Genomic DNA, 25,782 nt, shown 5'->3' on the forward strand with positions numbered 1-25,782 from the left:
GAAACCTCTCTTATTTTAAGATCATGCAATGGAAAATTGGATTACCATCACATGGAGTTTTTATCTCATTTTTTTCAATAATAAAAGTCTAAAGAGGTGAATCTTTTAAAAAGATTCACCTTCGATGACTTACATGCTTTCAGGTGCAGAAACGCCTAAAAGCTCTAAACCATTTTTCAAGACTTGACGAACATTTACCGATAACAACAAACGTGCTTGGGTCAGATCAGCATCATCACCGAGTACTTTATTTTCGTTGTACCAACCATGGAACAATGCTGCAAGTTCTTTTAAGTAGTTACCTACTTGATGCGGTTCATGGCTGTTTGCAGCACGTGCAATAATTTCAGGGTATGCTGCAAGTTTTGCTAAGATTTCAGTTTCAGCTTCTAATTCAAGCTTTGCGGCAAAACCACGCGCAGTGGTCGCATCGAAGTTGATGTTCAAGCTGCTTGCTTTTTCTAGCATACGACAAATACGTGCATGAGCATATTGAATGTAATACACCGCATTGTCTTTACTTTGAGAAACCGCGAGATCTAGATCAAAGTCGATGTGCTGTTCAGACTTACGCATGACATAGTAGAAGCGAGCAGCGTCGTTGCCGACTTCTTTACGTAGATCACGCAATGTGACGAATTGACCTGAACGAGATGACATTTGAACCATCTCACCACCGCGCCATAGGCTGACGAATTGTACTAATAACACAGTCAGTTTTTTTGAGTCATATCCCATCGCATCAATCGCTGCTTTTACACGTGCGATATAACCGTGGTGGTCTGAACCCCAAATATCAATAATGTCAGTATAACCACGCTGAAGTTTATTCAGATGGTAAGCAATGTCAGAAGCGAAGTAAGTGGTTTGACCATTACGACGTTTTACAACACGGTCTTTTTCATCACCAAATTCTGTTGATTTGAACCAAATGTTGCCATTTTTCTCATAGAGGAAGCCGCATTGATCAAGTGTTTGTAATGCTTCTTCAATTTTTTCAGTCAATGATGCTTCACTAAACCATTGGTTGAAAGTCACACCAAACTCACCAAGATCATCTTTAATATCATCAAGAATTGCTTTTAACGCAGCTTGATGAAAAACGCGATAACCTTCACCTATTAACGTCTGCGAGTTAAAAATTAGACCATCAATGTGTTTTTCTTTATCGCCAGAAATTACAACCTTGTTGCCTTCGGCATCAAGTTCTTCAGCATACTGCACATCTTCTGGCACATCTTTATAAACATCAGCTACAGGGCGAACATATGCATCGCCGTCTTGATCAATAATGCTTTGTGCAATTTCTTTAACGTAATCGCCTTGGTAAGCATTTTTAGGGAATACTAATGTTTGACCAGTTAACTCAAGGTAACGTAGATAAGTAGACGTCGCTAAAATGTCCATTTGACGACCAGCGTCATTCACATAGTATTCACGATCCACTGTAGCACCAGTTGCTTCAAGTAAATTCGCAACCGTCATGCCATATGCTGCGCCACGACCGTGACCCACATGTAAGCTTGATGTCGGGTTCGCAGAGACAAACTCAACTTGGATTTTTTTCGTAGCATTAACTTGCGTACGACCAAAATCATTAGCTTGTGCCTGAATAGCATCAAGAACAGCAAAACGTTGGTCTGCATTCAAGAAAAAGTTGATAAAACCAGGACCAGCGATTTCCGCTTTACTGATATCCGCAACTTCTGGCAGTGCAGCAAGAATTTTTTCTGCTAAATCACGAGGCTTCATACCTGCAGCTTTAGACGCGATCATTGCGATATTGGAAGCGAAGTCACCATGGCTTCGGTCTTTGGTTCGCGTTAAGTTTCCGCTGTTGTTAAAGTCAGATGGGAGGACCCCTTCAGCTTGAAGAGATTGCACTGCATGATCGAGAGCTGCTTGTATTGCCGTATTCATAATTTATCGAAAAATTAATGTCGCAGAAAAACGACAAATATAGCAAATTTAGCGCTCATTAGCGAAGCAGATTTGCGTTGAATAAAACTTATCCGACATAAAAAATAATAAAATAAGTTTTTTTAATCACTATGCGCTATTTGCAGAATTAACGATGATGAAATTAATCTTTTACATCTAATGCATATCGATGATTGAATTGAGCCTGATTGTCTTTATCTCATTTAATGTGAATTTAAATAGAAATCAGGCAATTTTATGACTCGAAATTAAGCCATACACGTGACAGGCTTATTTAGTAATTCTGCTTTACCATTTTGGAAAGTGTATAACTTAGATGCATGGAAGATTTTAATGGTTTTGGCCTTTTGAGCAGCAGTTTGAAATGTCGCTAATTTTTTTTGATTCGTCAAACTAAAAGGATTTCCGTAATTCTTATTGTCGAGTAGTACTTGGATCGTTCCAACTTCAGGCTGAAGACTATTTAAAATTTCTGATCCTTCCGCATTTTGTATGCTGAGACTTGGTTTTTGGACACTATTCTTACAATTTAAACGCAGGAACAGCATGTGACCATCAACAGCTTTGTTTTGTAAGTCATAAATTCCTTGAAGGTCATTTTCGATATATACCCACTGACCAATCGGCATATTTTGTTTAAGTTTCTCAATTTGCTCGAGTGTGGTTTTACTAATATCGACAATGCCTTTTTTATCAATTTCAGGGGTTTTATCAGCGCGTGCTAAACCCACCATTGAAAGTGCTTTATCACCGACCTTTGAAGTCGTTTCAGTGATAGTTTGGCAACCCGTTACATTTAGCAGTGAAATAATAGTTAATGGCAAAATGGCAATTTTAGCTGTAATTTTCATGTGGATCTAATAATGAAGTAAAAATACGATTGAATCCGATATTAGCTGAATCGTTCAGATTAGTTTGCAAAAAAAAGTTAATAAACATGAATAATACATTTGAAATGTGACAGTTTTATCTATTTTTCTATCAATAGAATGATGGATTGAAGTTATAAAATTTAAAAATACTGCCAATATTATTATCAATTTTATAAATATACATTTGTCTTCATTTCGGCTTAAGCTATTTCTTAAATAAATGGTAAAAATGAAATGAAAAGGGTCTGAATTTAGGCCTGATCCATGAGATTAGAGATGACAACTGAACACACTGAAGTAAAACACCCTCTTTATACCCCTTATGCTGGCTTTACTTTGCTTGAACTACCTCTTCTTAATAAAGGCTCTGCGTTCACTGAGGAGGAGCGAGCAAGTTTTAATCTCAATGGTTTGCTGCCTCATGTGATTGAAACGATTGAAGAGCAACACCAACGTTCATATCAACAATTTACGTCATTTCATGACGACATTAATAAGCATATTTATCTGAGAAATATACAAGACACCAATGAGACTTTGTTTTATCATCTCATAGAAAATCATTTATCAGAAATGATGCCGATTATTTATACCCCAACGGTAGGTGAGGCTTGTCAACGATTTTCTGATATTTACCGCCGTCATCGTGGTGTATTTATTTCATATCCTGATCGCGCCAACATCGACGATATTTTACAAAATGTGAATAAGAACAACGTCAAAGTCATTGTAATCACAGATGGTGAACGCATTCTTGGTTTAGGTGACCAAGGGATTGGTGGGATGGGAATTCCAATCGGAAAATTATCTCTCTATACCGCATGTGGTGGTATTAGCCCAGCTTATACATTACCCATTACATTGGATGTAGGAACCAATAATGCACAGTTGCTAAATGATCCAATTTATTTAGGTTGGAATCAGCCTCGTATTAGTGGCGATGAATACTATGACTTTGTGGATGACGTACTTCGTGCGATTAAACGCCGTTGGCCAAAAGCTTTGATTCAATTTGAAGATTTTGCTCAAAAAAATGCAATGCCATTGCTGGAAAAATATCGTAATCAATATTGTTGTTTTAATGATGATATTCAAGGCACTGCTGCTGTTGCAGTCGGTAGCTTAATCGCAGCAAGTCGAGCTGCAGGAAAACAATTACGTGACCAGAAAGTGGCATTCCTTGGTGCTGGTTCAGCGGGCTGTGGTATCGCTGAGCAAATCATTGCGCAAATGGTGGCTGAAGGTTTGAGTGATGCTGAGGCAAGATCACGAATTTATATGGTCGATCGTTTTGGGTTATTGACCGATAATCAACCAAATCTTTTAGATTTTCAGCGTAAACTGGTTCAAAGTTCAGAAAATGTATCCGCGTGGGCTGATGCGGAAGGCATCATTTCATTGCTAGATGTTGTAAAAAATGCACACCCGACTGTGTTAATTGGTGTCTCTGGACAACCGGGTTTATTCACTGAAGAAATTATTCGAACTATGGCATCCAATTGCGAGCATCCTATTGTATTACCATTGTCGAATCCAACGTCGCGTGTAGAAGCTGTACCAGCAGATATTATTCAGTGGACGGACGGTCGCGCTTTGATTGCAACTGGTAGTCCATTTATGCCTGTTAATTATCAAGATAAGCTACACAATATTTCTCAGTGTAATAACTCTTATATTTTCCCAGGGATTGGCTTAGGGGTGATTGCTGTGCAGGCAACGCGTGTTACAGACAATATGCTGATGGCATCAAGTATGGCGTTAGCAGATTGCTCTCCAAAATTGCAAAACCCTGACGACGACTTACTTCCTGATCTTAATGATTTGCAGAAAGTCTCCCGAATCATCGCGTTTAAGGTTGCAAAAGCGGCAATTGAGGATGGTGTTGCTTTGCCATTGAGTGATGAGCTGATCGAAAAAAGTATTGAAGATAATTTCTGGAAGCCTGAATATCGCCGTTATAAGCGAATTCCATTTTAAAAAAACTTGAATTTTCAATATAAATTCATTGGAAATAAATAGGAATCAATGCGTTGGTTCCTATTTTTTGTTTAGAATAATTACAATATTTAAAAGCAAGATTGAGCGGAATACGCTACAATTTTCAAAAATCATAATAATAGCTTTAATCATTCTATGCTCAATAATATCAATTCAATTATAGAAGGCTTGGGTCTTAGCCCGCAAAAGCGCGCCTTACATATTAAATTTTCTAATCCAATATTAGATAGCCAAGTTTTCATTCAACGAATTCAGGGTCAACACTTTATTAATCAAGGCTTAAAAGCTGAAGTATTATGCTTATCGACGAATGCGCATTTACAACTTAAGCAATTCATTGGTTGTTTAGTGGCTGTCGATCAAGTTACGGATCTTGGAAAATTAGCTCGGACTACTGGGATTGTGACAGGGGTGAGCCAAGGTCAAAGTGATGGAGCGTTGACCTTATATAAGTTGACTGTTGAAGATGCAACTTCACTTTGGCACAAACGCCGTAACAGTCGCGTATTTATGAACAAATCCGTGGTTGATATCACTGAGATTATTTTTAAAGAGTGGCAGACGAAAAGCGTGTTATTTAGTACCGCTTTGAGTCTGTCAACGGCGGGTTTAAAAGCATCATATGATATACGTCCATTTGTGATGCAAGCCAACGAATCAGACTATGATTTTCTAACACGCTTATGGCGGAGTGAAGGCATTAATTGGTTGATTGATGAGACAGATCAAACTGTGCCATTCTCAGCGAAAGAAATTCAATCACAAAAATTAAGGCTAATAGATGAAAATAGTCAGTACGAGCCTTTAGATCGACGCACGCTCAGATTCCATCGCAGTCATGCAACAGAACGTTTTGATACGATTACCAGCTTTATTGCTCAACGCTCAATACAATCTACAGCAATTCAGGTACAACGTTGGCAGGGCGATATACTTGCGCAAGATCAAGATGATTATCAACTCAGTGCTCATCAACATAGTGACCAGTTGGATAATGAAACCTTAAGTCTAGAACAAGCATGGACTGTGAGTCCTGCTTGGATTGCTGATTTAAAAGGTGAAGATCAAGCCACTCTATCAAACAATTCACAACTGCAAAAACTGAATACACAACTCAATCAATACCAAGATTTGCAGGCTAAATACTTTACTGCGGTGAGTAGCGTTCGAGATGCCAATGTTGGGTATTGGTTTGAATTTATGGGGCATCCAGAAATAGATCAACATCAAGGGGTAGATCGCCAATTTATTATTTTAGGAAAACATTTTTTTAATCAAAATAATTTACCTAAAGATTTAAATAATCAAATTGAAACATTAATTGATTTGAGTCGTTGGAAAAAGACAAAAACAGATGAGCGTTTATCTACAGAACTGAGTATAGTGCGCCGAGCTATACCTATTGTTCCAGAATATGATCCATTGAAACATCGTCCAGTTGCTTATCCTCAACGGGCAAAAGTGGTTGGTCCTGAAGGTGAAACGATCTATGTGGATCAATGGGGACGTATTAAGGTTCGCTTCGTATTTACACGTAATGATGATCATCAACATGATGGTGGTGCAGGGTCGAATGATAATGATACAGACTCTGCATGGGTTGATGTTTTAACTTCTTGGGCTGGGGAGGGGTACGGATCAAGATTCCATCCACGTATAGGTGAAATCGTAGTCATTGATTTCTTTGATGGAAATGTTGATCGACCTTTCGTTGTTGGGCGTTTACATGAAGCAGAACGTCATCAAACCATGTTTGATGTTAAGGGGCAGTTACCGGACACCAAAAAACTGAGTGGGATTCGTTCGTCTGAAGTTGGTGGTTCTGGATTTAACCAACTCCGATTTGATGATACGACAGGACAAATTAGTACTCAGTTGCAAAGTAGTCATGCGGCAACTCAATTGAATCTGGGTAATTTGAGTCATCCTAAGGATAAGGAAAAAAGTGATGGACGTGGAGAAGGATTTGAGCTGAGAACTGATGCGTATGGCGCTGTTCGTGCAGGGAAAGGAATGCTCATTACGACTTATGCACAAGAAAAAGCAATTGCTGATCATCTTGAAGCTACACAGGCTCAATCTCTGTTGAGTCAGAGTGAGCAGAGTATGAAAGTGCTCAGTGAAATTGCAGTAAAACAACAATCGGATGCATTAAATGTAATTAGTAGATTACCTAAATTTATTCAATCATTAGAAATCAAAAGTAGTGCTCAAGCTTTGCAGTCTACAGTGAATTTATTTAAAGAGGGAATAGCGAAGGATCCATTAAATGCACTGAAAGATTGTGGTGGTTTTATTAAGGATATTGGTACTTTAGGTGGTAATACTGCTGGAATTGTGGATGAGTTTAATAGTTACTTTGAGCATGCTCAAGAAGCGGTTGATAATCTCAAGGAATTTATTGATAACGTACAAGAATATGGTTCTGAAGCGATAAAGAGGAAATTTGAAAGTATTAAAAATGGGATTAAAGATAACCCATTTCAAGCACTTCAAGATGTGAGTAAAGCAATTTCAAGCGTTGACTTGAATATGGAAGATCAGCTTGTGTTATGCACTGGTTTTGGTGGTGCAAACAAAAAAGATGATATTAATCCAATAAAAGCCTTAAGCACACTGACAGGTTTTATGGAGGGATATACTCAAGGATTAGAAAATAGTTCTGATCAAAAAAAACAAGAGCAAGGGCGTTTATTTAGACAGGCACTCATGCTTTTGGCTTCACCCAATGGGATTGCATTAACAACGCCTGAGGACATTATTCTTCAAGCATCACAAGATATTGCGGAGAGTGCACAGGGTTCAATTAATTTAAGTGCGCAAAAAAATATTGTAGGGCACGCTCAAGACAAGATCAGTTTGTTTGCTGCACAGAAAGGATTTCGAGCGTTCGCAGCTAAAGGTAAAGTTGAATTACAAGCGCAAGATGATGCGATTGAAGCAATTGCACGTAAGGTGATTAAGCTTATTTCAACCGAAGATAAAATTGAAATTACCAGCCCTAAAGAAATTGTACTGACCGCAGGTGGCTCGCAACTCAAGATTAATGCTAGTGGAGTATTTAGCACGACGGGTGGAAAATTTGAGAGTAAGGCAGGGCAACATTTGTTTACGGGTGGGGCAACTGTAAATGCGCAATTACCTAAGATGCCTGAGAGTGGGATATTTAGTAGAAGATTTGATTTTAGTGAACTAATTTCAAAAGAACTTTTAAAGAATGACTATAAATATAAAGTCATTAATCATGATAAAAAGACAGAATATATAGGTTTTCTTGATGAAAATGCTCGCACAGAGAGAATCTTTAGTGAGAACCCTGATAATGTTGAAATAGTACTATTGGGTAAATCTGAGGATGAATCAGATAAGTTGCTTCTAATTGAGGAAGAATTTACTCAAGATAAAAGTGATAGTTCAGATGAAGCATGTTGTGGAGGGCATGATGAAGATGATCATGACTATCATGATGAAGAATTTAACGATGAAAGTGATTTAGAAGCTGATTTCAACAGTTTTGGACTTTAAGGTGGATTTATGAAAAAACTAAAAAAAATAATGACTATGTTCGTGTGCTTAAGTAGCCCAACACTATATGCTGAAAGTTCGAAAGAGTGTATGAATTATTGGAATCAACCAATAAAAAAGATCACGGTATTAGAAGAAGTTGAATGTGATCATATCTGGGATTTTGGTAAAAGTAAAAATAGTTTGAATCGCTTCAAAGTGGTAAATAATTTAAATCTTAAAACAACTAATACACAATGGATGTCAACAGGGCAGTGTCAAAAAGTATCATACAATAAAAAACAGTTTAATATTTACAATTCAGAGTACAAAGAATATGGGCACAATATTTGGCTAATTTACGATGACAAAAATGCTTTTGCATATTTTAGAAAAGTGAATAGTAAAGATCAATCAGTGGAGGTGAGTTGTGCTCAAGAGGGGGCGGACACAAATTTGAAATTTATACTCAATACTTATTTAAAAAATAATACATCTGTAAGTATGCAAAAATATAAAGCAAATGATTGGTATAAAGAGTAATAAGAATGAAAAAAACAATAACTTTTAAAGATGGGACAACTAGAACGTTTGAAACAAATTTGGAGGGTTTTATTCAAGCTGTAAGTTTTAAAGAATCTTCATCAGATTTGTCTTTGCCATTAAGCAATCCAGTCAATATAAGGTGTGCAAGAAAAGTAAACGAGGCAGGTTATTTGGGCCTATTTCAATGGGGAGAGTCTGCTCTGTATGAGCTGGGGTATTATTTAGGGGATAAAGGAATTTCCTATGATGATATTAAAGATGCAAGAAGAGGATCTGCTTTACACAATAGTTGGAAGAGTCAATTTGACTCTAATAATTGGTCGGGTAAGTGGTCAGGTAAAAGAAATATAAATTCCAAATCTGATTTTTTAAATAATCCTAAGGTTCAGTATGAGGTTATCAAAGAATGGATTGGTTATTTATGTAAACAAATAAGAAATAATAATTTAAATGAGCATTTTGGTAGAACGATTCAAGGCGTTGAAGTCAATGAGTCTGGAGCAATTGCTGGGATGCATTTGGTTGGTATAGGAGGTTTGGGTGCTTTTTTAGGGTTTTCAAAATTTTCTGGTGAAAAACAAACGGATGGTAATGGAACACATATTAAGAAATATATTCAAGACTTTGGTGGCTTTGATCTGGAGCAGTGCTGTAATCGGAAAATATATATAAATTTGAAGGATAAAAATGATAATGTATTACCAGATAAGGAAGTTACAATTGTCTCAAAATATTCTGGAAAAAGTTTTTCTGGTGAGACCAAAGTTAAAATAAAAAGCGATGAAAATGGATATCTTCCTGTCATTGTTAGGCATCCATCAACTGAAATTAAAATTGTAGCTGATGGCAAAGAGTCAAATCCTATTGTTCAGAAAGCTGACCAAAAACAACGTGCAATTTTAAAGGATTTTGAAGTTTCAAAATTTCCAGCAACCTTAGAGCAAAATAGTACTCCTCAGCCTAAACCTCTACCAAATAAAACACCTCAACAAGTAAGAAATGAGAAAAATCAATCTGAAGCTAAGCAAGAAGGAGCTGCTGAAAATAACAAAGATATTAGTTTCAATATTCAAATTGTAGAGGGTGATACAGGGAAACCAATCTCTAATATGAATTTTTTTCTTACATATAAAGCAAATCAGAAAAAACATACAGCGAATGATCAAGGTATTAAGCAAGGTATTATTGCTGAAGTTGGACAAGACATAGAAGTTTCAGTTTCAGGTGAAGTAGGAAATCAAAAAATACATCACTTTAAAGTCGAACAAACTTTGTCTAATCAGACAGTTAAAATTAAGTTACCAGTTCAATCTTTCAAAATAATTGTAAAAAAAGACAATAGATTGGTGCCGAATTTGCCAATAACATTATTTTATAGAGGGCGGGAGATTCCTAAAAAAACTAATGCATTAGGTGAAGTTTCTGTAAAAATGCTAGTTGGCTTTGTATATGGATTTGGTACTAGTAGTAAGTCTTTTATTAAAGTAAGGGCGATATATGGTAATACATCGCTAATATTTCGAATAAATGAAGGTTTTGAAAAACTTTCTAAACAAAATACTACAACTCAAACTAAACCGAATAATCAACAAACAAATTCAGGATCACAACCAAATAATACAACAACTCAAACTAAACAAGCTGAAGTAAAGCAGGAAACACCGAAAGCAATACAACAAAATACGCATACAGAAAACGGTGGTAAGCCTTTAACTAAAGTTAGTAATCAGTCCCCACCTACAAGTGATACAACGCGTTATCACATTTATCATGATGGGAAGATTAAAAGAGAGAACAAATCAGCTACAGGTTTCGCAGAATATATTTATTATGATTCTACAAGTAAGTCTCATAATTTAGGTAAATCAAAATATGTTGTAGCAAAAAGATGGTCTTCTAAGGGCGTCTTAGGCAGTGGGAATGTTTATTTAATCGATGTAAGACATTTTCAGAAATATCGCTCAGGTGTAGTCGGTTATAAAATGTTAATGAATTCTGGGCAGCAACGATATTATTTAGGTGGTATAGAGTTAGCAGCATTTTTAGGAGCACTATGCAAATCTGGGTATGATGACATTTCCTTTAATGGTTTTAGCAGAGTCAATGGTGATCCTGGTGAAAGTAAATCTCATATTAATGGTGAAGCAGGAGATTTGAGATATTTAAGAACTGATAAGAAGGCTTTATCGGTTATTTTACAAGATGCTAATTATGACCATGAAAGAACTTTAAATTTGATTAATAACTTTATAAAATTTGGCTGGGGTAAATCAAAAAAAATGCTAAGTGAGTATTTCACAAACTCTAAGGCCGGAGTCAAAAGTAATTATATTTTCCCAAATTGCAATCATTTAGCTAAACCAAGGCACAATAATCACCTTCATTTACAAGGGCTGTCTCCAAATCTAGAGGATATTTAATTTATGAAAAAATTATATTATATTTTTTCTATTTTATTATGTTGTGGTTGTTCAAATAGTCAAAGTAATTCATCTGATTTACATAGTATTAAGAGTAAAGAAAATGAATTAAACGGTATTAAAATAGGAGATAATTTAGACGCATTGAAGAGTAGATTTAAGGGGGATATAATTATTCAAAAATATAGTGATATGACTGACTTAAAAGAATGTCAAAACAGAAAAAATATTTTAGTTAATAATACTCTTACTAGTGTTGATGTTGATAATAATGAAATTGTCACCTCTATTCATACTCGAGATGTTAAAGCGGTTGATGCTAATAATATAAGTATTGGTAAGGGTGAAATTAATGTTGCGAAATTAAATAATAATATCAAACCAAAAAAAGTTTTTAGTGGGGATGAATCACTAGACCTATTTTTATATAAAATCCCTATGAAAGAAAGTAAAGGATATTTTATATATAATATCGATAATAATAAAATTGAGTCTATCTCAATTGAAAGCTTTGATCACATTTCCTGTAATTTGGAATGATTTGAAGTTGAGTCAAAATTTTCAAATCTAGTTTTAAATTTTAGAAATTAAAAATGAAATACTTTTTTAAAGTTAAATCTTAATAAAGCCGACTCTCGTTGGCTTTATTGATTAAACTTCTAACAATTCTTCAATCGGAGCAAATAGTATGCTCCATCTAAAGGCGCAACAAAGTGCAATAAACGATCATGAATACCATCGCCACTAGTTCCAAACATACGTGTCAGCATGCGATTAATACGGGTTAAATCTTTCGTATAAGCGATAAAATATAAACCTTGATCGCCGCGGCCATCCCCATATGGCAAAGAGTGGCGAAGAATTTCAAGCTCCTCACCTTCATCATCTTCAACCACGGTGCGAGCCACATGTGCATTGTCAGGTTTAACATCGTCATCAAGCTCAATGGTTTCGAGTTTGGTGCGCCCAATCACTTGCTCTTGTGCATCAACTTTAAGTTTTTTCCATTTATCTAAATCATGACGATAACGTTGAGCAAAAACGAATGAGCCATCAGTGAAAATTCCTGCATCTTTGACTAATAAAGCTGTTTTAGTATGATCATCTGGAAATTATTTATACAGTCGATACTGAAAATAAAACTGTAACAATTTTAGCGGCTATAGGCTTTGTTGGTAGTGCTGAAGAAAGATTCAATACAGAAAATGGTGGTTGTGTGTAGAAGGGGTGCAGTAGAACAGCTGTTTATACGATTTCGGGTAAAGCTTTGGCATCTCATGCTGGACGGGTGGGATATTTTAGACCCAATATAAGTGGAAAGAGAATATGAAAAAAAGTACAGTAGTTATTTCTATCATGGTATTAGCAGCTTGTACTGCTAATGCTGATAAAAAAGATTTAAATAATGTTCAGTTAGATAGTCTATTGACTTGTTATGGTGAGAATACTGAATATACAAATTTGGATGGTTATTATTATTTGCCAGATTATGGCTGTATATATAATGGTAAGACTAATAAGCTTGGGAATGCATTTGTTTTTTTGATTCCAAGTGTGGATAAAAAAAAGATCTAAATTACAAGAGTATAAAAGCAGTTAAGGAAAAAATTATTTTTTTAATTCCAAAAGATAATTTAGTTAAGACAAATAATTCCGATTCCAATTATATACCTAAAGCAAACTATAAATTTAAAGTTTTTTTAAACTCTGGGAAAGGTTGGGTTGAGAATAGTCAAGTTTCTAAATTAGATCAAATGAATGATTTTGTTGAAAATAGGGTTTTATCTTATAGCGGTGCTTTTTTAAAAAGAAAAATGGATGTTAATAAAGATGGGGTTGGTGACTATATTGAGGTTTTAGGCGGAAAATATTCGTTGAAATCAATTGTTATTAGGGATGGTCTTAATAATAAAACATTATGGAAAAATAATATTTTATTTGATGATGGTTTTAATAATTGTCAATATAGTGAGTTTAAGAATATAGTAATCAGTGAAAATAATTTTACATTAGAGTATAATACTTGTGCAGATAACTCTATGTTAGGTCATAGATATACAACATTTAGAGTCGACTCTAAAAATGAACCAGTTGTAATTCAAGATAATTATTTAGTTAATGAATTAAATGGAAAGGACAATAAAAAGCCTAAAAAAATAAACTGCATGTCTAATTCAAAGGTTTTTTTCTCTACTTATAGAGGGCGATGTGGTTAGGGGAATTGTTAACATATATTTGTATGTAACTACTACCTCCCCTATAAAAGCCGACTCTCGTCGGCTTTCTATTGTTTAATCTTCCAATACCTTTTCTAGCAACTCTTCACTTGGGGCAAAATAATAAGCTCCATCTAAAGGCGCAACAAAGTGCAATAAACGATCATGAATACCATCGCCACTAGTTCCAAACATACGTGTCAGCATGCGATCAATACGGGTTAAATCTTTCGTATAAGCGATAAAATATAAACCTTGATCGCCGCGGCCATCCCCATATGGCAAAGAGTGGCGAAGAATTTCAAGCTCCTCACCTTCATCATCTTCAACAACGGTTCGAGCCACATGTGCATTGTCAGGTTTAACATCGTCATCAAGTTCAATGCTTTCGAGTTTGGTGCGCCCAATCACTTGCTCTTGTGCATCAACTTTAAGTTTTTTCCATTTATCTAGATCATGACGATAACGTTGAGCAAAAACGAATGAGCCATCAGTGAAAATTCCTGCATCTTCACCTAGTAAAGCTGTTTCAGCACGATCATCTGGAAATTGAGGGTTTTCGGTGCCATCAATAAAACCAGTTAAATCTCGACCATCAAAATTTCGGAAGCACACGCGCTCATCTAAAACCTCAACCAAATCCTGAATTCCTTCAAAAAAAGCTTGGCTTAAGGCAAAGCAAATATCAGTACGCTGTGCTGCGATATGGATTAAAACATCAGCAGGGACCACAGGCATGGTGAAAGAGCCTTGAATTGGTTCAAGCTGTTTAAAACCTTCTGGTTGGTGAGGGTAAAGTTGTGACCAAAGTTCTGGTCCAAAAGCCACCGCAGTTTTAATTTGAGCATGAGGATGTTGAGTAATTAAGCGATCACGAGTCGTAAAGAGATCTTCAAGTTTTTCTTTTAGTTGATCTATTGATAAATCTTTTAAACGCAAAGTGATAAAGCGAGCATGATCTGAGGGTAATGGTAAGATTACGGATTGGGAAGTCATTCATGGCTCCTGAAATTATAATATCCTAATTTTGCTGATCACATTGTGCCTGATCATCATAGTGCTGAACAGACAGACGTTTAAAAAAACATTCAAATTTTAAATCTTAAAAAAGTCGAATTGTCATATAATCTCATCAAAATAAATCTCCCAAATCGTTATGTCTTATCAAATGTGGTTTGCCTACATGCTTGCATGTTGGGTTATTAGTATTTCGCCTGGTGCAGGTGCTATTGCATCTATGTCTAGTGGTTTGAATTATGGATTCAAACGAGGTTATTGGAATGCAATTGGTCTGCAGCTTGCACTTTTGGTTCAAATTGGAGTTGTCGCTGCGGGAGCAGGCGTACTTTTTGCTACGACTCCTTTGGCATTTTTGATCGTCAAATGGTTTGGGGTTGGGTATTTATTATATTTGGCATATTTACAGTGGAAAGCCCCAGTGCAGTCCATAGAAATTCAGTCTGATTTAAAGCAAAAGTCAGCGATGAAGCTAGTAATCAGCGGTTTCTTTGTCAATATGAGTAATCCAAAAGCAATTGTATTCTTATTGGCAGTATTGCCACAGTTTCTGGATCTTTCAAAGCCTCAATGGCCACAATACCTCATCATGGCTTGTACAATGATTGCTATTGATCTTATCGTTATGGCTGGATATACAAGTCTTGCATCGAAGGTATTGCGTTTACTTAAATCACCTCGTCAACAAAAAGTGATGAATCGTACCTTTGCAGGTTTATTTGCAGGTGCGGCTTTTTTATTGAGTTTAGTGCATCAATAAGACACAATAAAATAACGAATGAGGGTTATTTTATTGAAAATTATAATATTAATTTTGACTATTCTGTTGGGGCTCGGCTTAATTTCAACTCCCTATATCTGGGCGTATTTTTATTTACAGCCTGAAAGTGTGTGGGAATGGATCAAGTTTGTGATGTGGGGCGCGGGTGTTGGCATATGCGCCACATTTGGTCTTACAGTGATTTTAACTTTGATCACCACCCTTATAAAAAAAATGATTGTGGATGATACTTCGCAATATAAGATGTTTTTCAAACAAATGGTTTATTTGATGTGGATCAATGTGGTCTTATTTATCACGGCTGCAATCGGTTTACTATTCGAATGGTTGCCTTTCTATATTGTTGAATATTGGTTTATGCCTGAGACCTTTTTTGGCTTTTGGCATGTGATATGGATAAAAGGCCTCATTAATTTATTGGTTATGGTGGTTTTTTTATTCTCTTGTTATATCTTTCTCTGTCTTCATAAATATTTTATAAAGAAGCAAGATTAATGAATAGCCCAAATAAATCAGGCTATTTTTTTTAATTTTTGAATGATAAAAATCACAGCAAATACGATTGCCATGGTTAATACAATGCTTAAACCTGTCGCAATATTTAAACCTGCACTCGACCATAAGCCCACAGTCACACCAACTTGAGCCACAATAAAAGACCATAGCACCATGTGTTTAGGTGAATGTGCTAAAAGTCTTGCGGTTAATGCAGGTATAACCAATAAAGCACCCATGAGTAATGAACCTACTGCACGTAACGCTAGTACTGTAAATAAGGCAAGAAGCAGCATAAAAATAAGGCGCTGCCATTTCGCATTCACACCTTCACTTACCGCAATATCAGGATCAATCGCAATTTGAATTTGAGATTGCCAACTTTTATAGAGCACAGAGAGTGCAATGACAATCACCACTGCAAATGTCGGTAAGTCGGACCAAGATATTGTTAAAAGATCGCCAAATAAATAACTCAGCAACTCAGGTCTTAGCGCAGGGAGGTGTTGGATGACCAATAGTCCTGAGCAAAGCAGCGTTGCTGAACATAACGCAAGTAATGCATCGTTGGGCAGGCGAGGATCATGCAATACCCAAAGGACTGCGACCAAGAGTAACGCGGTAAACGTAACCCCCATCCATAAGGGGAGGGTGAGTAAGCCAGCAATCGCCACACCCAAGAGAGTTCCATGCGCCATTGTGTCTGCAAAGAATGACATACGGCGCCATAACATAAGACAACCGAGCGGTGCAGTTAGAAACACTAATAATGTTCCCATAATCCATGCGGGTAATAGAAGTTGTAACCATTCCATCATGATCTAAGCTTCCGGTTCTGGATGAATATGGGGGCGAGGATCGTGTTGACATGGCGTTGCTGTATCACCATGTGCACAATGATCGTGATGATGTTGGTAGAACACTCGATTAGTGCCGAAAATAGCCTGATACTCAGGGTCTTGTTGAATATTTTCAGGCAAGCCGCTACAACATATATGTTTATTGAGGCATACCACACGCTGTGTACCTTGCATCACCCACTGCAAATCATGAGAGACGATTAAGATCGAGCAGCCGTAGCGCTCAGGTAGACTTCGAACATAATCATAAAGTTCAGCTTCAGATTGAATATCTAAACCTTGCATCGGTTCATCGAGTACCAATAAGTTGGGTTGGCGCAGTAGAGCGCGTGCTAAAAGTACACGCTGGCGTTCCCCACCAGACAGCTGTTGGACTTTCGAATCTTGTAATTTTATGATCCCAGTATCTCGAATAATTTCTTGTTTAATCGCAAGATCACACTTTTCTAAATCAAGTAAATCTTTCACTCGAAGTGGCAAGCTGTGGGATGGATTGAACTTTTGAGGGACGTAAGCAAGCTTTAAGGCTTTATGATGTTTAATTTGACCAGAATTGGCCTTCACAATTCCGAGAATCACTTTGATAAGCGTAGATTTACCCGCCCCATTGGGACCAATGAGGGTAATAATTTCTTTGTCATGAATCTGAAAGTCAACATTCTTTAAAATGTCTCTTTCATCAATTCGCACATTAATTTGCTGCAGTTCAATTAATGGCAATGCAGAACTTACTGAGAGCACTGCTGACATAATCCTGAAATCTCAATAATGCTATGTTGAGCCTGAAAATGATCAGAGGAAGCCAATTGATCAAGTTGTTGAATCAAACCAAGAGCTGAAGCCTCTTTCACTGTATTGCATTTAGAGCAAATGAGAAAAGCGGCTTGATGTCCAGCACGAGGATGGCAACATGGAATATAGGCATTAATTGAAGTTAAACGATGAATAAAACCTTTTTCGAGCAAAAAATCGAGGGTGCGGTAAACAGTTGGAGGTGCTGCTGGACGTTCAGCATTACCTTTTAATTTCGCCAACAAGTCATAAGCGCCCATAGGCCCTGAGGCCGTTAAAATTAACTCTAAAACCTCTTTGCGAAGCGGAGTCAATTTAGCGCCTGAAGCAGCGCAGCTTGCTTCAGCTTCTAATAAACGAGCTTCAACATTCGGGTGATCATGCACACCGTGTAAAGTATCATGATGTTCGTGTGAACATGCGCTCATGGACTGACCTCAAGACTTCGAAAAGGGAAGGGGATATCTCATAAATAGTATCATGAGACCTTGCAACTTACGAACAGCATAGGCATTTTTAACTGTTTGTTATATTATAACGTCAAAATTCGAGTGGTAATTAATTTCATGTTGCGTCTGCTAGCACTATGCTTTACAGCATTATTCACAACCTTGGCTTGGGCACAAGCACCCTTGGTGGTTTCGACACACCCAGTGTATTTGATTGCAAAAGAAATCACTCAAGGTATTGAAGAACCAAAATTGTTGCTAGAAAATCAAACAGGGCATGATGTTCATCTGACCCCTGCGCACCGCAAATTAATTCAAGATGCAGGATTGGTTATTTGGCTTGGTAAAGCGCATGAAGCGCCATTAGAGAGTATTTTGGCGAAAAACTCTAAAGCAGTTGCCTTATTGAATACAGGAATATTGCAAACATTGCCGCTTAGAAATAGTCGAGGGGACGTAGTAAAAGGAACTGTCGATACTCATGTATGGTTAGAACCAAATAATGCAGTTCGTATTGGCTTTTTTATAGCGGCATTACGCTCACAACAACAACCTGAGTTTAAAGACAAGTATTGGAGTAATGCTAAACTTTTTGCACATGAGATGCTGAAAACCTCACAAAGTGTAAAACTCAATCATGGTGTTCAGCCGTATTGGTCATTACATGATGCATACCAATACTTGGAGCGTGCGCTGTTGCTAAAATTCGCTGGTGCGATGACAGAAGACCCACATATGGCACCTACAATTGCTCAAATCAAATATTTAAAAGACCATCGCCCTCAGCAAAAGATGTGTCTTTTGGCTGAAACTGTAGCTAATAAGAATCAATATAAGTCTCTAGGTCATGTGAATTTTCTCGCAGTTGATGAGAGTTTTGCTAAACACCAGAATTTTATAACAGCATGGCAGACTCTAGCGATACAAGTACGTGCATGTGTAGAAAAAGCACAAAAGTGATGTAAAAACAGCCGATAATTGTATAAGTGCTCAGCAATAAACGATCTAAAAATACCAGACTTAGGTCGGGAAAAGATTGCATGTTCAGGGGTGTAACTCTATAATGCCTGCGATTAAAAATAATCATCAGCTAAACTTGTCAAGCATTATTGCTGTGAGTGGATAATAAATGAGCCGAACTAGTCGCTTGATTGACCGACGATTAGCGAAAGCTTTAGTCATCTTGCAAGCATGTATGATACCTGTTTCAGCCTTGATAGCGTGGGTCTTGAAAGACTCGACTGCGGCTTTGAGTGCAGCATTAGGTGCATTCGTATGTTGGCTAGCCAGTTGTTATTTTTCATGGCAGTCGTTCAGAGCTGCAGGTGCAAGAGCTTCGAAACAGGTTCTATCGAATATGTATCGGGGGTTGCTCGGTAAGTTTGGAATTGTGATTGTTGGCTTCATTTTGATTTTAATCAATGTGAAACCGTTGTCAGCGGTCGCATTGTTTTGTGGTTTCATACTCGTTCAGACCATGTCGTGGGTCGCACCTTTTTGGGCGTCGCGTCTATCAAAATGAGTTGAATTGCAACGAAAAATTGAAAAGTTTTTTAGATGTTTAACGAGATATCAAGCAGCACGCGATATTCGTTAACTCTAATTTGTATTTGACATTAACCAGGTGTGATTTATGGCTGCTGAAGAACATACCCTTACCTCGTCTGAGTATATTCAGCATCACTTAACGAACATGACCTATGGTAAAGCACCAGATGGTACGTGGAAGTTAGCTGAGACTGCTGAAGAAGCGAAAGAGATGGGGTTCACTGCTATTCACTTGGATTCTATGGGTTGGTCAATCGGCCTTGGCGTCATTTTCTGTTTGTTGTTCTGGTTAGTAGCGAAAGCTGCAAACTCTGGTGTTCCGACCAAGTTCCAGGCTGCAATTGAAATGATCGTTGAGTTTGTTGACTCAAGTGTTCGTGATACCTTTCATGGTAAATCACGTTTAATCGCGCCTCTAGCTCTTACCATCTTCGTGTGGATTTTCCTCATGAACTTGATGGACCTTATCCCTGTTGACTGGATTCCTTATACAGCTCAACACATAATTGGTGGGCTATTCGGTATCGACCCGCATCATGTTTACTTCAAGATCGTTCCATCTACTGACCCTAACGTAACCCTTGGTATGGCGTTATCAGTATTTGCGTTAACTATTTTCTATAGTATCCGTGAAAAAGGTCTTGTCGGTTTCGGTGCAGAATTTGCGCTTAACCCATTCAATCCAAGTAACCCATTTTTAAAAGCATTATTAATTCCAGTAAATATTCTTCTTGAATTAGTAACTTTTATCGCGCGTCCAATTTCATTGGCTCTCCGTTTGTTCGGTAACATGTATGCGGGTGAATTGATCTTCATTTTGATCGCATTATTACCGTTCTGGATTCAATGGGCGTTGTCTGTGCCTTGGGCAATCTTCCATATTCTTGTTATCACGTTACAAGCATTCATCTTCATGATGTTAACGATCGTGTATATGAGTATGGCTAGCGAGAAGCATTAATTAATATTTGCTCGACTACACTATGTAGTTGGGCTAAAGTTTTTTTGTTTGATTTAAACTCAACCTCTGAGGATTTTTTCATGGATTTAGTAGTTGGCTTATCTGCTGTTGCAGCTGCTCTTTTAATCGCGTTCGGTGCTTTAGGTACTGCGATCGGTTTTGGTCTTTTAGGTGGTCGCTTCCTTGAAGCTGTTGCTCGTCAACCAGAATTGGCTCCACAACTTCAAACTCGTATGTTCTTAATCGCGGGTCTTCTTGATGCTGTGCCTATGATCGGTGTTGGTATTGGTTTGTTCATTATCTTTGCAAATCCGTTCATCGGCCTAGTAGGTTAATTAGCTAAATTCCGAAATCAACTATTTGAGGAATAGCAATGAATATTAACTATACTCTGTTTGGTCAAGCGATTGCGTTTGCGATCTTTGTCGCATTCTGTATGAAATTCGTTTGGCCTCCACTAATCAATGCGATTAGTGAGCGTCAGCGTAAAATTGCTGATGGCTTAAATGCAGCTGAAAAGGCGAAAGCTGATCTTGCAGATGCGCAAGCTCAAGTTAAAGCTGAATTAGATGCAGCGAAAGCACAAGCGGCTCAATTGATCGAACAAGCGAACCGTCGTGCGGCTCAATTGGTTGAAGAAGCTCGTACTCAAGCATCTGCTGAAGGTGAGCGTATTCGTCAACAAGCGAAAGAAGCTGTTGATACAGAGATCAATGCTGCTCGTGAAGAATTACGTCAACAAGTTGCAGCTCTTGCTGTTGCTGGTGCAGAGAAAATTCTGAACCAACAAGTTGATGAAGCAGCTCACAATGCCATGCTTACTCAGCTGGCTGCTAAACTTTAAGCGAGGCGATTATGGCTGAACTCTTGACGTTAGCACGCCCGTACGCTAAAGCAGCATTTGCTTTCGCTTCTGAGCAAGGTGCAACTGACAATTGGTCAAATGTGTTACAAGTGCTTAGTGCTGCGGTGCAAGATGAAGCATTTTCCGCTTACTTGAGTCGCCCTGAGCTTACTCCTGTGGAGCAAGTAAGTTTATTTGCTAAGGTTTTAGGTGCAGATCAAACTACTGAAGTGTCTAACTTTTTGACACTTTTGGCTGAAAATGATCGTTTAACTTTGTTACCTGAGATTGAAGCAGAGTACGAACTTCTTAAATCACAAAATAACAATGTGGTAGATGTCGTGATTGAATCTGCATTACCACTTTCTGCTGAACAAGAGCAATTACTTGCATCTGCGTTAGAGAAACGTTTCAACGCAGCTGTAAATGTTTCAGTAGAAATTAACCCAGCGTTAATCGCGGGTGTTGTTATTCGTGCAGGCGACCAAGTGATAGATGATTCTGCGCTTAATAAGCTTGAAAAAATGCGGACTCGTCTTCTTGCATAATTGCGTAAAAAGAAGACTGAACTTAATAAAGATTGAGGTATAGCGCAATGCAACAACTGAATCCATCCGAGATCAGTGCGCTCATTAAACAGCGTATCGGCGATCTGGACACCAGCGCGACCGCTAAGAACGAAGGAACCATTGTTATGGTTTCCGACGGTATTGTGCGTATTCACGGCCTTGCTGATGCAATGTACGGTGAAATGATCGAATTCGACGGCGGCTTATACGGTATGGCACTGAACCTAGAACAGGATTCAGTGGGCGTCGTTGTTTTAGGTAACTACTTAAGCCTTCAAGAAGGTCAAAAAGCTCGTTGTACAGGTCGTGTATTAGAAGTTCCGGTTGGTCCAGAACTTTTAGGCCGTGTAGTAGATGCTTTGGGTAACCCAATTGATGGTAAAGGCCCAATTGATGCAAAATTATCTGATGCAGTTGAAAAAGTTGCACCAGGCGTAATTTGGCGTCAATCGGTAGATGAGCCTGTACAAACTGGTTATAAATCAGTTGATACAATGATTCCAGTTGGTCGTGGCCAACGTGAATTAATCATCGGTGACCGTCAAACTGGTAAAACAGCAATGGCGATCGATGCGATCATCGCACAGAAGAATTCTGGCATTAAATGTATCTACGTTGCAGTTGGTCAAAAACAATCAACTATCGCAAACGTTGTACGTAAGTTAGAAGAAACTGGCGCTATGGCGTATACGACTGTTGTAGCAGCAGCGGCAGCGGATCCAGCAGCAATGCTTTTCCTTGCTCCGTACTCTGGCTGTACAATGGGCGAATACTTCCGTGACCGCGGTGAAGATGCGTTAATCATTTATGATGACTTGTCTAAACAAGCAGTTGCGTATCGTCAAATTTCATTGCTTTTACGCCGTCCACCAGGTCGTGAAGCTTACCCAGGTGACGTATTCTATCTTCATAGTCGTCTACTTGAACGTGCTTCTCGTGTATCTGCTGACTATGTTGAAAAATTCACTAACGGTGAAGTTAAAGGCCAAACTGGTTCATTAACTGCATTACCGATTATTGAAACTCAAGCGGGTGACGTATCTGCATTCGTACCAACGAACGTAATTTCGATTACTGATGGTCAGATCTTCTTAGAAACATCATTATTCAACGCAGGTATTCGTCCTGCTGTGAACGCGGGTATCTCTGTATCTCGTGTTGGTGGTTCTGCTCAAACTAAGATCATCAAAAAATTGTCTGGTGGTATCCGTACTGCTTTAGCACAATATCGTGAATTGGCTGCGTTTGCTCAGTTCGCTTCTGACCTTGATGAAGCAACTCGTAAGCAACTTGAGCATGGTCAACGTGTAACTGAATTAATGAAGCAAAAACAATATGCTCCATATTCAATTGCTGACCAAGCTGTTTCTGTATATGCATCTAACGAAGGCTACATGGCTGACGTAGAAGTGAAGAAAATTGTAGACTTTGATGCTGCATTAATTTCTTACTTCCGTTCTGAACATGCTGCGTTAATGCAACAGATCGATGAAACTGGTGATTGGAACAAAGACATCGAAGCAGCATTCAAAGCTGGTATTGAAAGCTTTAAAGCGACTCAAACTTACTAATTTTCAAACTGTTGAAATTTAGTGTCGGTTTGGTTCACGGAATCAACCTTCGAGGGCTCGAAAGGGCCTTCGAATACTAGGTTAAGCGTATGGCAAATTTAAAAGAAATTCGCGCCAAAGTAGCTAGTATCAAAAGCACGCAGAAAATTACTCGCGCGATGCAGATGGTAGCAGCTTCTAAGATGCGTCGTGCGCAAGAGCGCATGGCTCAGGGCCGTCCGTATGCCGAAAATATGCACCGTGTAATTGCTCATTTAGTACAAGCGAACCCTGAATATAAACATCGTTATATGGTTGAACGCCCAGTTAAGCGCGTTGGCTATATCATCGTGTCATCAGATCGCGGTCTTGCTGGTGGTTTGAACATTAACTTGTTCAAGAAAGTGGTAAAACACGTTCAACAGCAACAAGAGCAGTCAATTGAAGTTCAATTTGCTTTGATTGGTCAAAAAGCGGTTTCGTTTTTTAAAAACTACGGCGGTAAAGTACTTGGTGCAACCACTCAAGTGGGTGACACTCCAAGTCTTGAACAGTTGTCTGGTTCTGTACAAGTCATGTTGGATGCATACGATAAAGGCGAATTAGATCGCATTTATTTGGTGTCTAACGGCTTTGTGAATGCCATGACTCAAAATCAAAAAATCGAACAACTTGTTCCTTTAGCAGCTGCTGAAGATGACAAGACTCTTAACCGCCAATACGGTTGGGATTATATCTATGAACCAGAAGCTGAAGAGCTTTTAAATGGTTTATTGGTTCGTTATATCGAGTCTGTGGTATACCAAGGTGTGATTGAAAACATCGCGTGTGAGCAATCTGCTCGTATGGTTGCAATGAAAGCTGCAACGGATAACGCGGGTGAATTGATCAAGAACCTACAACTTATTTATAACAAGCTGCGTCAAGCCGCGATTACTCAGGAAATTTCTGAGATCGTTGGTGGTGCCGCTGCCGTTTAACATTATTTTGAATTGAGGAGACAGCAATGAGTAGCGGTCGTATCATTCAGATCATCGGCGCGGTTATCGACGTCGAGTTTGAACGCAACAGTGTTCCTAAGATCTATGACGCTCTTCAGGTTGATGGCACTGAAACTACATTAGAAGTTCAGCAACAACTTGGTGACGGCGTTGTACGTACAATTGCGATGGGATCTACAGAAGGTCTTAAGCGTGGTTTGAACGTAACTAACACTAACGCTCCGATCTCTGTACCAGTTGGTCCAGCGACGCTTGGTCGTATCATGGACGTTCTTGGTCGCCCGATCGATGAAGCTGGTCCTGTTGCAACTGAAGAGCGTTTACCGATTCACCGTCAAGCGCCTTCTTATGCAGAACAAGCAGCTTCTACAGACCTTTTAGAAACTGGTATTAAAGTCATTGACTTACTTTGCCCGTTCGCGAAAGGTGGTAAAGTTGGTCTGTTCGGTGGTGCCGGTGTTGGTAAAACTGTAAACATGATGGAGTTGATCAACAACATCGCTAAAGCGCACTCAGGTTTATCTGTATTCGCTGGTGTTGGTGAGCGTACTCGTGAAGGTAACGACTTCTATCACGAGATGAAAGACTCTAACGTTCTTGACAAAGTAGCAATGGTTTACGGTCAGATGAACGAGCCACCAGGTAACCGTTTACGCGTAGCGTTAACTGGTCTTACTATGGCTGAGTACTTCCGTGATCAAAAAGACGAAAACGGTAAAGGCCGTGACGTATTATTGTTCGTAGACAACATCTACCGTTATACACTAGCAGGTACTGAAGTATCAGCACTTCTAGGTCGTATGCCATCTGCAGTAGGTTACCAACCGACACTTGCAGAAGAGATGGGTGTTCTTCAAGAACGTATTACTTCTACTAAGTCTGGTTCGATTACATCTATCCAAGCTGTATACGTACCTGCCGATGACTTAACGGATCCATCTCCAGCGACTACGTTCGCTCACTTGGATGCGACAGTTGTATTGAGCCGTGACATCGCTTCACAAGGTATTTACCCTGCGATCGATCCACTTGACTCTACTTCACGTCAATTAGATCCATTAGTTGTTGGTACTGAGCATTACGAAATCGCTCGTTCAGTTCAAAACGTTCTTCAACGTTATAAAGAATTGAAAGACATTATCGCAATTCTTGGTATGGACGAATTGTCAGAAGAAGACAAACTTACTGTATACCGTGCACGTAAGATTCAACGTTTCTTCTCTCAACCGTTCCACGTAGCAGAAGTGTTTACTGGTGCTCCTGGTAAACTTGTACCGCTTAAAGAAACTATTCGTGGCTTTAAAGGTCTTCTAGCTGGTGAATACGATCACATCCCAGAACAAGCGTTCTATATGGTTGGTGGTATTGACGAAGTTATTGCTAAAGCCGAGAAACTTTAATTAGCTACCTAATTTAGG

General features: G+C 38.4%; 24 protein-coding genes and 2 pseudogenes. 19 read left to right on the forward strand and 7 right to left on the reverse strand.

The genetic code is table 11. From position 1 onward, the window contains the following. Window positions 1-129 precede the first annotated feature (129 nt). Together argS and AC1M9J_RS11885 are read right to left on the reverse strand one after the other, a co-directional pair. Window positions 130-1,920: an arginine--tRNA ligase gene (gene argS, locus AC1M9J_RS11880; protein ID WP_481952377.1), complete on the reverse strand. Its 1,791-nt coding sequence runs from the start codon at window positions 1,918-1,920 to the stop codon at window positions 130-132. A gap of 269 nt (window positions 1,921-2,189) precedes the next feature. Beyond that, window positions 2,190-2,792 (reverse strand): hypothetical protein, encoded by a 603-nt coding sequence (locus AC1M9J_RS11885; RefSeq protein ID WP_481587717.1) that lies wholly within the window; start codon window positions 2,790-2,792, stop codon window positions 2,190-2,192. A gap of 297 nt (window positions 2,793-3,089) precedes the next feature. Between AC1M9J_RS11885 and AC1M9J_RS11890 the strand changes: the two genes are divergently transcribed. The 5 genes from AC1M9J_RS11890 (at window position 3,090) to AC1M9J_RS11910 (ending at window position 11,821) form a co-directional block, all read left to right on the forward strand. Continuing rightward, entirely contained in the window at window positions 3,090-4,790 is a 1,701-nt protein-coding gene (locus AC1M9J_RS11890) for an NAD-dependent malic enzyme (RefSeq protein WP_035268988.1), read from the forward strand. 156 nt (window positions 4,791-4,946) lie between these two features. After that, window positions 4,947-8,336 carry a type VI secretion system Vgr family protein gene (locus AC1M9J_RS11895; protein ID WP_481952378.1) on the forward strand — a complete coding sequence of 1,130 codons (3,390 nt, stop codon included), beginning with the start codon at window positions 4,947-4,949 and terminating at the stop codon, window positions 8,334-8,336. Window positions 8,337-8,345: 9 nt separating this feature from the next. Beyond that, window positions 8,346-8,858, forward strand: a complete 513-nt coding sequence (locus AC1M9J_RS11900; RefSeq protein WP_481593730.1) for a hypothetical protein — start codon at window positions 8,346-8,348, stop codon at window positions 8,856-8,858. A 5-nt stretch (window positions 8,859-8,863) separates the two neighbouring features. After that, window positions 8,864-11,281, forward strand: a complete 2,418-nt coding sequence (locus AC1M9J_RS11905; protein ID WP_481952379.1) for a hypothetical protein — start codon at window positions 8,864-8,866, stop codon at window positions 11,279-11,281. 3 nt (window positions 11,282-11,284) lie between these two features. Further along, complete coding sequence (locus AC1M9J_RS11910) at window positions 11,285-11,821, forward strand: hypothetical protein (RefSeq protein ID WP_481596432.1); 537 nt, start codon at window positions 11,285-11,287, stop codon at window positions 11,819-11,821. Window positions 11,822-11,932: 111 nt separating this feature from the next. Here the strand turns inward: AC1M9J_RS11910 and AC1M9J_RS11915 are convergent. After that, window positions 11,933-12,393 (reverse strand): annotated as a pseudogene (locus AC1M9J_RS11915) (Dyp-type peroxidase); the annotation flags it as partial. Here AC1M9J_RS11915 and AC1M9J_RS11920 point away from each other — a divergent pair. From AC1M9J_RS11920 to AC1M9J_RS11930, 3 genes and pseudogenes are all read left to right on the forward strand, one after another. Beyond that, a pseudogene (locus AC1M9J_RS11920) lies at window positions 12,384-12,611 on the forward strand (LysM peptidoglycan-binding domain-containing protein); the annotation flags it as partial. The pseudogenes AC1M9J_RS11915 and AC1M9J_RS11920 sit on opposite strands and share 10 nt — an antisense overlap. Then, a complete protein-coding gene (locus AC1M9J_RS11925; RefSeq protein WP_481596431.1) occupies window positions 12,608-12,856 on the forward strand; it encodes a hypothetical protein in 249 nt (82 codons plus the stop codon). The pseudogene AC1M9J_RS11920 and the gene AC1M9J_RS11925, both read left to right, overlap by 4 nt. Window positions 12,857-13,035: 179 nt before the next feature. Beyond that, entirely contained in the window at window positions 13,036-13,497 is a 462-nt protein-coding gene (locus AC1M9J_RS11930) for a hypothetical protein (RefSeq protein ID WP_481596430.1), read from the forward strand. A 75-nt stretch (window positions 13,498-13,572) separates the two neighbouring features. Here AC1M9J_RS11930 and AC1M9J_RS11935 read toward each other — a convergent pair whose 3' ends face one another. Continuing rightward, entirely contained in the window at window positions 13,573-14,493 is a 921-nt protein-coding gene (locus AC1M9J_RS11935; RefSeq protein WP_092767896.1) for a Dyp-type peroxidase, read from the reverse strand. Window positions 14,494-14,653: 160 nt separating this feature from the next. Between AC1M9J_RS11935 and AC1M9J_RS11940 the strand changes: the two genes are divergently transcribed. Beyond that, window positions 14,654-15,274 carry a LysE family transporter gene (locus AC1M9J_RS11940; RefSeq protein ID WP_481952380.1) on the forward strand — a complete coding sequence of 207 codons (621 nt, stop codon included), beginning with the start codon at window positions 14,654-14,656 and terminating at the stop codon, window positions 15,272-15,274. 129 nt (window positions 15,275-15,403) lie between these two features. Then, window positions 15,404-15,790: a hypothetical protein gene (locus AC1M9J_RS11945; protein WP_481952381.1), complete on the forward strand. Its 387-nt coding sequence runs from the start codon at window positions 15,404-15,406 to the stop codon at window positions 15,788-15,790. 17 nt (window positions 15,791-15,807) lie between these two features. On the opposite strand, the gene znuB is transcribed toward AC1M9J_RS11945, so the two are convergent. The 3 genes from znuB to AC1M9J_RS11960 are packed head-to-tail and all read right to left on the reverse strand — an operon-like array spanning window position 15,808 to window position 17,870. Next, complete coding sequence (znuB, locus tag AC1M9J_RS11950) at window positions 15,808-16,608, reverse strand: zinc ABC transporter permease subunit ZnuB (protein WP_481596427.1); 801 nt, start codon at window positions 16,606-16,608, stop codon at window positions 15,808-15,810. 3 nt (window positions 16,609-16,611) lie between these two features. After that, window positions 16,612-17,400: a zinc ABC transporter ATP-binding protein ZnuC gene (gene znuC, locus AC1M9J_RS11955; protein WP_035268168.1), complete on the reverse strand. Its 789-nt coding sequence runs from the start codon at window positions 17,398-17,400 to the stop codon at window positions 16,612-16,614. Beyond that, entirely contained in the window at window positions 17,379-17,870 is a 492-nt protein-coding gene (locus tag AC1M9J_RS11960) for a transcriptional repressor (RefSeq protein WP_035268172.1), read from the reverse strand. Before AC1M9J_RS11960 ends, znuC begins: the two co-directional genes overlap by 22 nt. 138 nt (window positions 17,871-18,008) lie before the next feature. On the opposite strand from AC1M9J_RS11960, the gene AC1M9J_RS11965 reads away from it, so the two are divergent. From AC1M9J_RS11965 to atpD, 9 genes are all read left to right on the forward strand, one after another. Then, window positions 18,009-18,851: a metal ABC transporter solute-binding protein, Zn/Mn family gene (locus AC1M9J_RS11965; protein ID WP_035268175.1), complete on the forward strand. Its 843-nt coding sequence runs from the start codon at window positions 18,009-18,011 to the stop codon at window positions 18,849-18,851. A 169-nt stretch (window positions 18,852-19,020) separates the two neighbouring features. Next, a complete protein-coding gene (locus tag AC1M9J_RS11970) occupies window positions 19,021-19,413 on the forward strand; it encodes an ATP synthase subunit I (protein WP_035268179.1) in 393 nt (130 codons plus the stop codon). A 111-nt stretch (window positions 19,414-19,524) separates the two neighbouring features. Then, entirely contained in the window at window positions 19,525-20,400 is an 876-nt protein-coding gene (gene atpB / locus AC1M9J_RS11975) for a F0F1 ATP synthase subunit A (protein ID WP_035268181.1), read from the forward strand. Between the two features lie 80 nt (window positions 20,401-20,480). Continuing rightward, window positions 20,481-20,735 carry a F0F1 ATP synthase subunit C gene (atpE, locus tag AC1M9J_RS11980; protein WP_035268188.1) on the forward strand — a complete coding sequence of 85 codons (255 nt, stop codon included), beginning with the start codon at window positions 20,481-20,483 and terminating at the stop codon, window positions 20,733-20,735. 38 nt (window positions 20,736-20,773) lie between these two features. Further along, window positions 20,774-21,244 (forward strand): F0F1 ATP synthase subunit B, encoded by a 471-nt coding sequence (locus AC1M9J_RS11985; protein WP_035268191.1) that lies wholly within the window; start codon window positions 20,774-20,776, stop codon window positions 21,242-21,244. Window positions 21,245-21,255: 11 nt separating this feature from the next. Further along, window positions 21,256-21,792: a F0F1 ATP synthase subunit delta gene (locus AC1M9J_RS11990; RefSeq protein ID WP_481596425.1), complete on the forward strand. Its 537-nt coding sequence runs from the start codon at window positions 21,256-21,258 to the stop codon at window positions 21,790-21,792. A gap of 47 nt (window positions 21,793-21,839) precedes the next feature. Beyond that, the gene (gene atpA / locus AC1M9J_RS11995; protein ID WP_035268197.1) at window positions 21,840-23,384 is read left to right on the forward strand and encodes a F0F1 ATP synthase subunit alpha; all 1,545 of its coding nucleotides are present in this window, start codon (window positions 21,840-21,842) and stop codon (window positions 23,382-23,384) included. An 89-nt stretch (window positions 23,385-23,473) separates the two neighbouring features. After that, window positions 23,474-24,343: a F0F1 ATP synthase subunit gamma gene (gene atpG / locus AC1M9J_RS12000; protein ID WP_035268202.1), complete on the forward strand. Its 870-nt coding sequence runs from the start codon at window positions 23,474-23,476 to the stop codon at window positions 24,341-24,343. A gap of 26 nt (window positions 24,344-24,369) precedes the next feature. Continuing rightward, window positions 24,370-25,764, forward strand: a complete 1,395-nt coding sequence (gene atpD, locus AC1M9J_RS12005) for a F0F1 ATP synthase subunit beta (RefSeq protein WP_035268203.1) — start codon at window positions 24,370-24,372, stop codon at window positions 25,762-25,764. Window positions 25,765-25,782 lie beyond the last annotated feature (18 nt).

The sequence above is a fragment of the Acinetobacter sp. ANC_7588 genome (genome assembly GCF_056783995.1).

Bases quoted from the DNA above. Each gene is read 5' to 3' on its own strand.
- AC1M9J_RS11990 (WP_481596425.1), top strand. From the start codon at position 21,256: ATGGCTGAACTCTTGACGTTAGCACGCCCGTACGCTAAAGCAGCATTT.
- znuB (WP_481596427.1), bottom strand. From the start codon at position 16,608: ATGATGGAATGGTTACAACTTCTATTACCCGCATGGATTATGGGAACA.
- AC1M9J_RS11895 (WP_481952378.1), top strand. From the start codon at position 4,947: ATGCTCAATAATATCAATTCAATTATAGAAGGCTTGGGTCTTAGCCCG.
- AC1M9J_RS11900 (WP_481593730.1), top strand. From the start codon at position 8,346: ATGAAAAAACTAAAAAAAATAATGACTATGTTCGTGTGCTTAAGTAGC.
- AC1M9J_RS11905 (WP_481952379.1), top strand. From the start codon at position 8,864: ATGAAAAAAACAATAACTTTTAAAGATGGGACAACTAGAACGTTTGAA.
- atpA (WP_035268197.1), top strand. From the start codon at position 21,840: ATGCAACAACTGAATCCATCCGAGATCAGTGCGCTCATTAAACAGCGT.
- AC1M9J_RS11890 (WP_035268988.1), top strand. From the start codon at position 3,090: ATGACAACTGAACACACTGAAGTAAAACACCCTCTTTATACCCCTTAT.
- AC1M9J_RS11930 (WP_481596430.1), top strand. From the start codon at position 13,036: ATGAATGATTTTGTTGAAAATAGGGTTTTATCTTATAGCGGTGCTTTT.
- znuC (WP_035268168.1), bottom strand. From the start codon at position 17,400: ATGTCAGCAGTGCTCTCAGTAAGTTCTGCATTGCCATTAATTGAACTG.
- AC1M9J_RS11960 (WP_035268172.1), bottom strand. From the start codon at position 17,870: ATGAGCGCATGTTCACACGAACATCATGATACTTTACACGGTGTGCAT.
- atpB (WP_035268181.1), top strand. From the start codon at position 19,525: ATGGCTGCTGAAGAACATACCCTTACCTCGTCTGAGTATATTCAGCAT.
- AC1M9J_RS11965 (WP_035268175.1), top strand. From the start codon at position 18,009: ATGTTGCGTCTGCTAGCACTATGCTTTACAGCATTATTCACAACCTTG.
- AC1M9J_RS11910 (WP_481596432.1), top strand. From the start codon at position 11,285: ATGAAAAAATTATATTATATTTTTTCTATTTTATTATGTTGTGGTTGT.
- argS (WP_481952377.1), bottom strand. From the start codon at position 1,920: ATGAATACGGCAATACAAGCAGCTCTCGATCATGCAGTGCAATCTCTT.
- AC1M9J_RS11885 (WP_481587717.1), bottom strand. From the start codon at position 2,792: ATGAAAATTACAGCTAAAATTGCCATTTTGCCATTAACTATTATTTCA.
- AC1M9J_RS11940 (WP_481952380.1), top strand. From the start codon at position 14,654: ATGTCTTATCAAATGTGGTTTGCCTACATGCTTGCATGTTGGGTTATT.
- AC1M9J_RS11935 (WP_092767896.1), bottom strand. From the start codon at position 14,493: ATGACTTCCCAATCCGTAATCTTACCATTACCCTCAGATCATGCTCGC.
- atpE (WP_035268188.1), top strand. From the start codon at position 20,481: ATGGATTTAGTAGTTGGCTTATCTGCTGTTGCAGCTGCTCTTTTAATC.
- AC1M9J_RS11985 (WP_035268191.1), top strand. From the start codon at position 20,774: ATGAATATTAACTATACTCTGTTTGGTCAAGCGATTGCGTTTGCGATC.
- atpD (WP_035268203.1), top strand. From the start codon at position 24,370: ATGAGTAGCGGTCGTATCATTCAGATCATCGGCGCGGTTATCGACGTC.
- AC1M9J_RS11925 (WP_481596431.1), top strand. From the start codon at position 12,608: ATGAAAAAAAGTACAGTAGTTATTTCTATCATGGTATTAGCAGCTTGT.
- AC1M9J_RS11970 (WP_035268179.1), top strand. From the start codon at position 19,021: ATGAGCCGAACTAGTCGCTTGATTGACCGACGATTAGCGAAAGCTTTA.
- atpG (WP_035268202.1), top strand. From the start codon at position 23,474: ATGGCAAATTTAAAAGAAATTCGCGCCAAAGTAGCTAGTATCAAAAGC.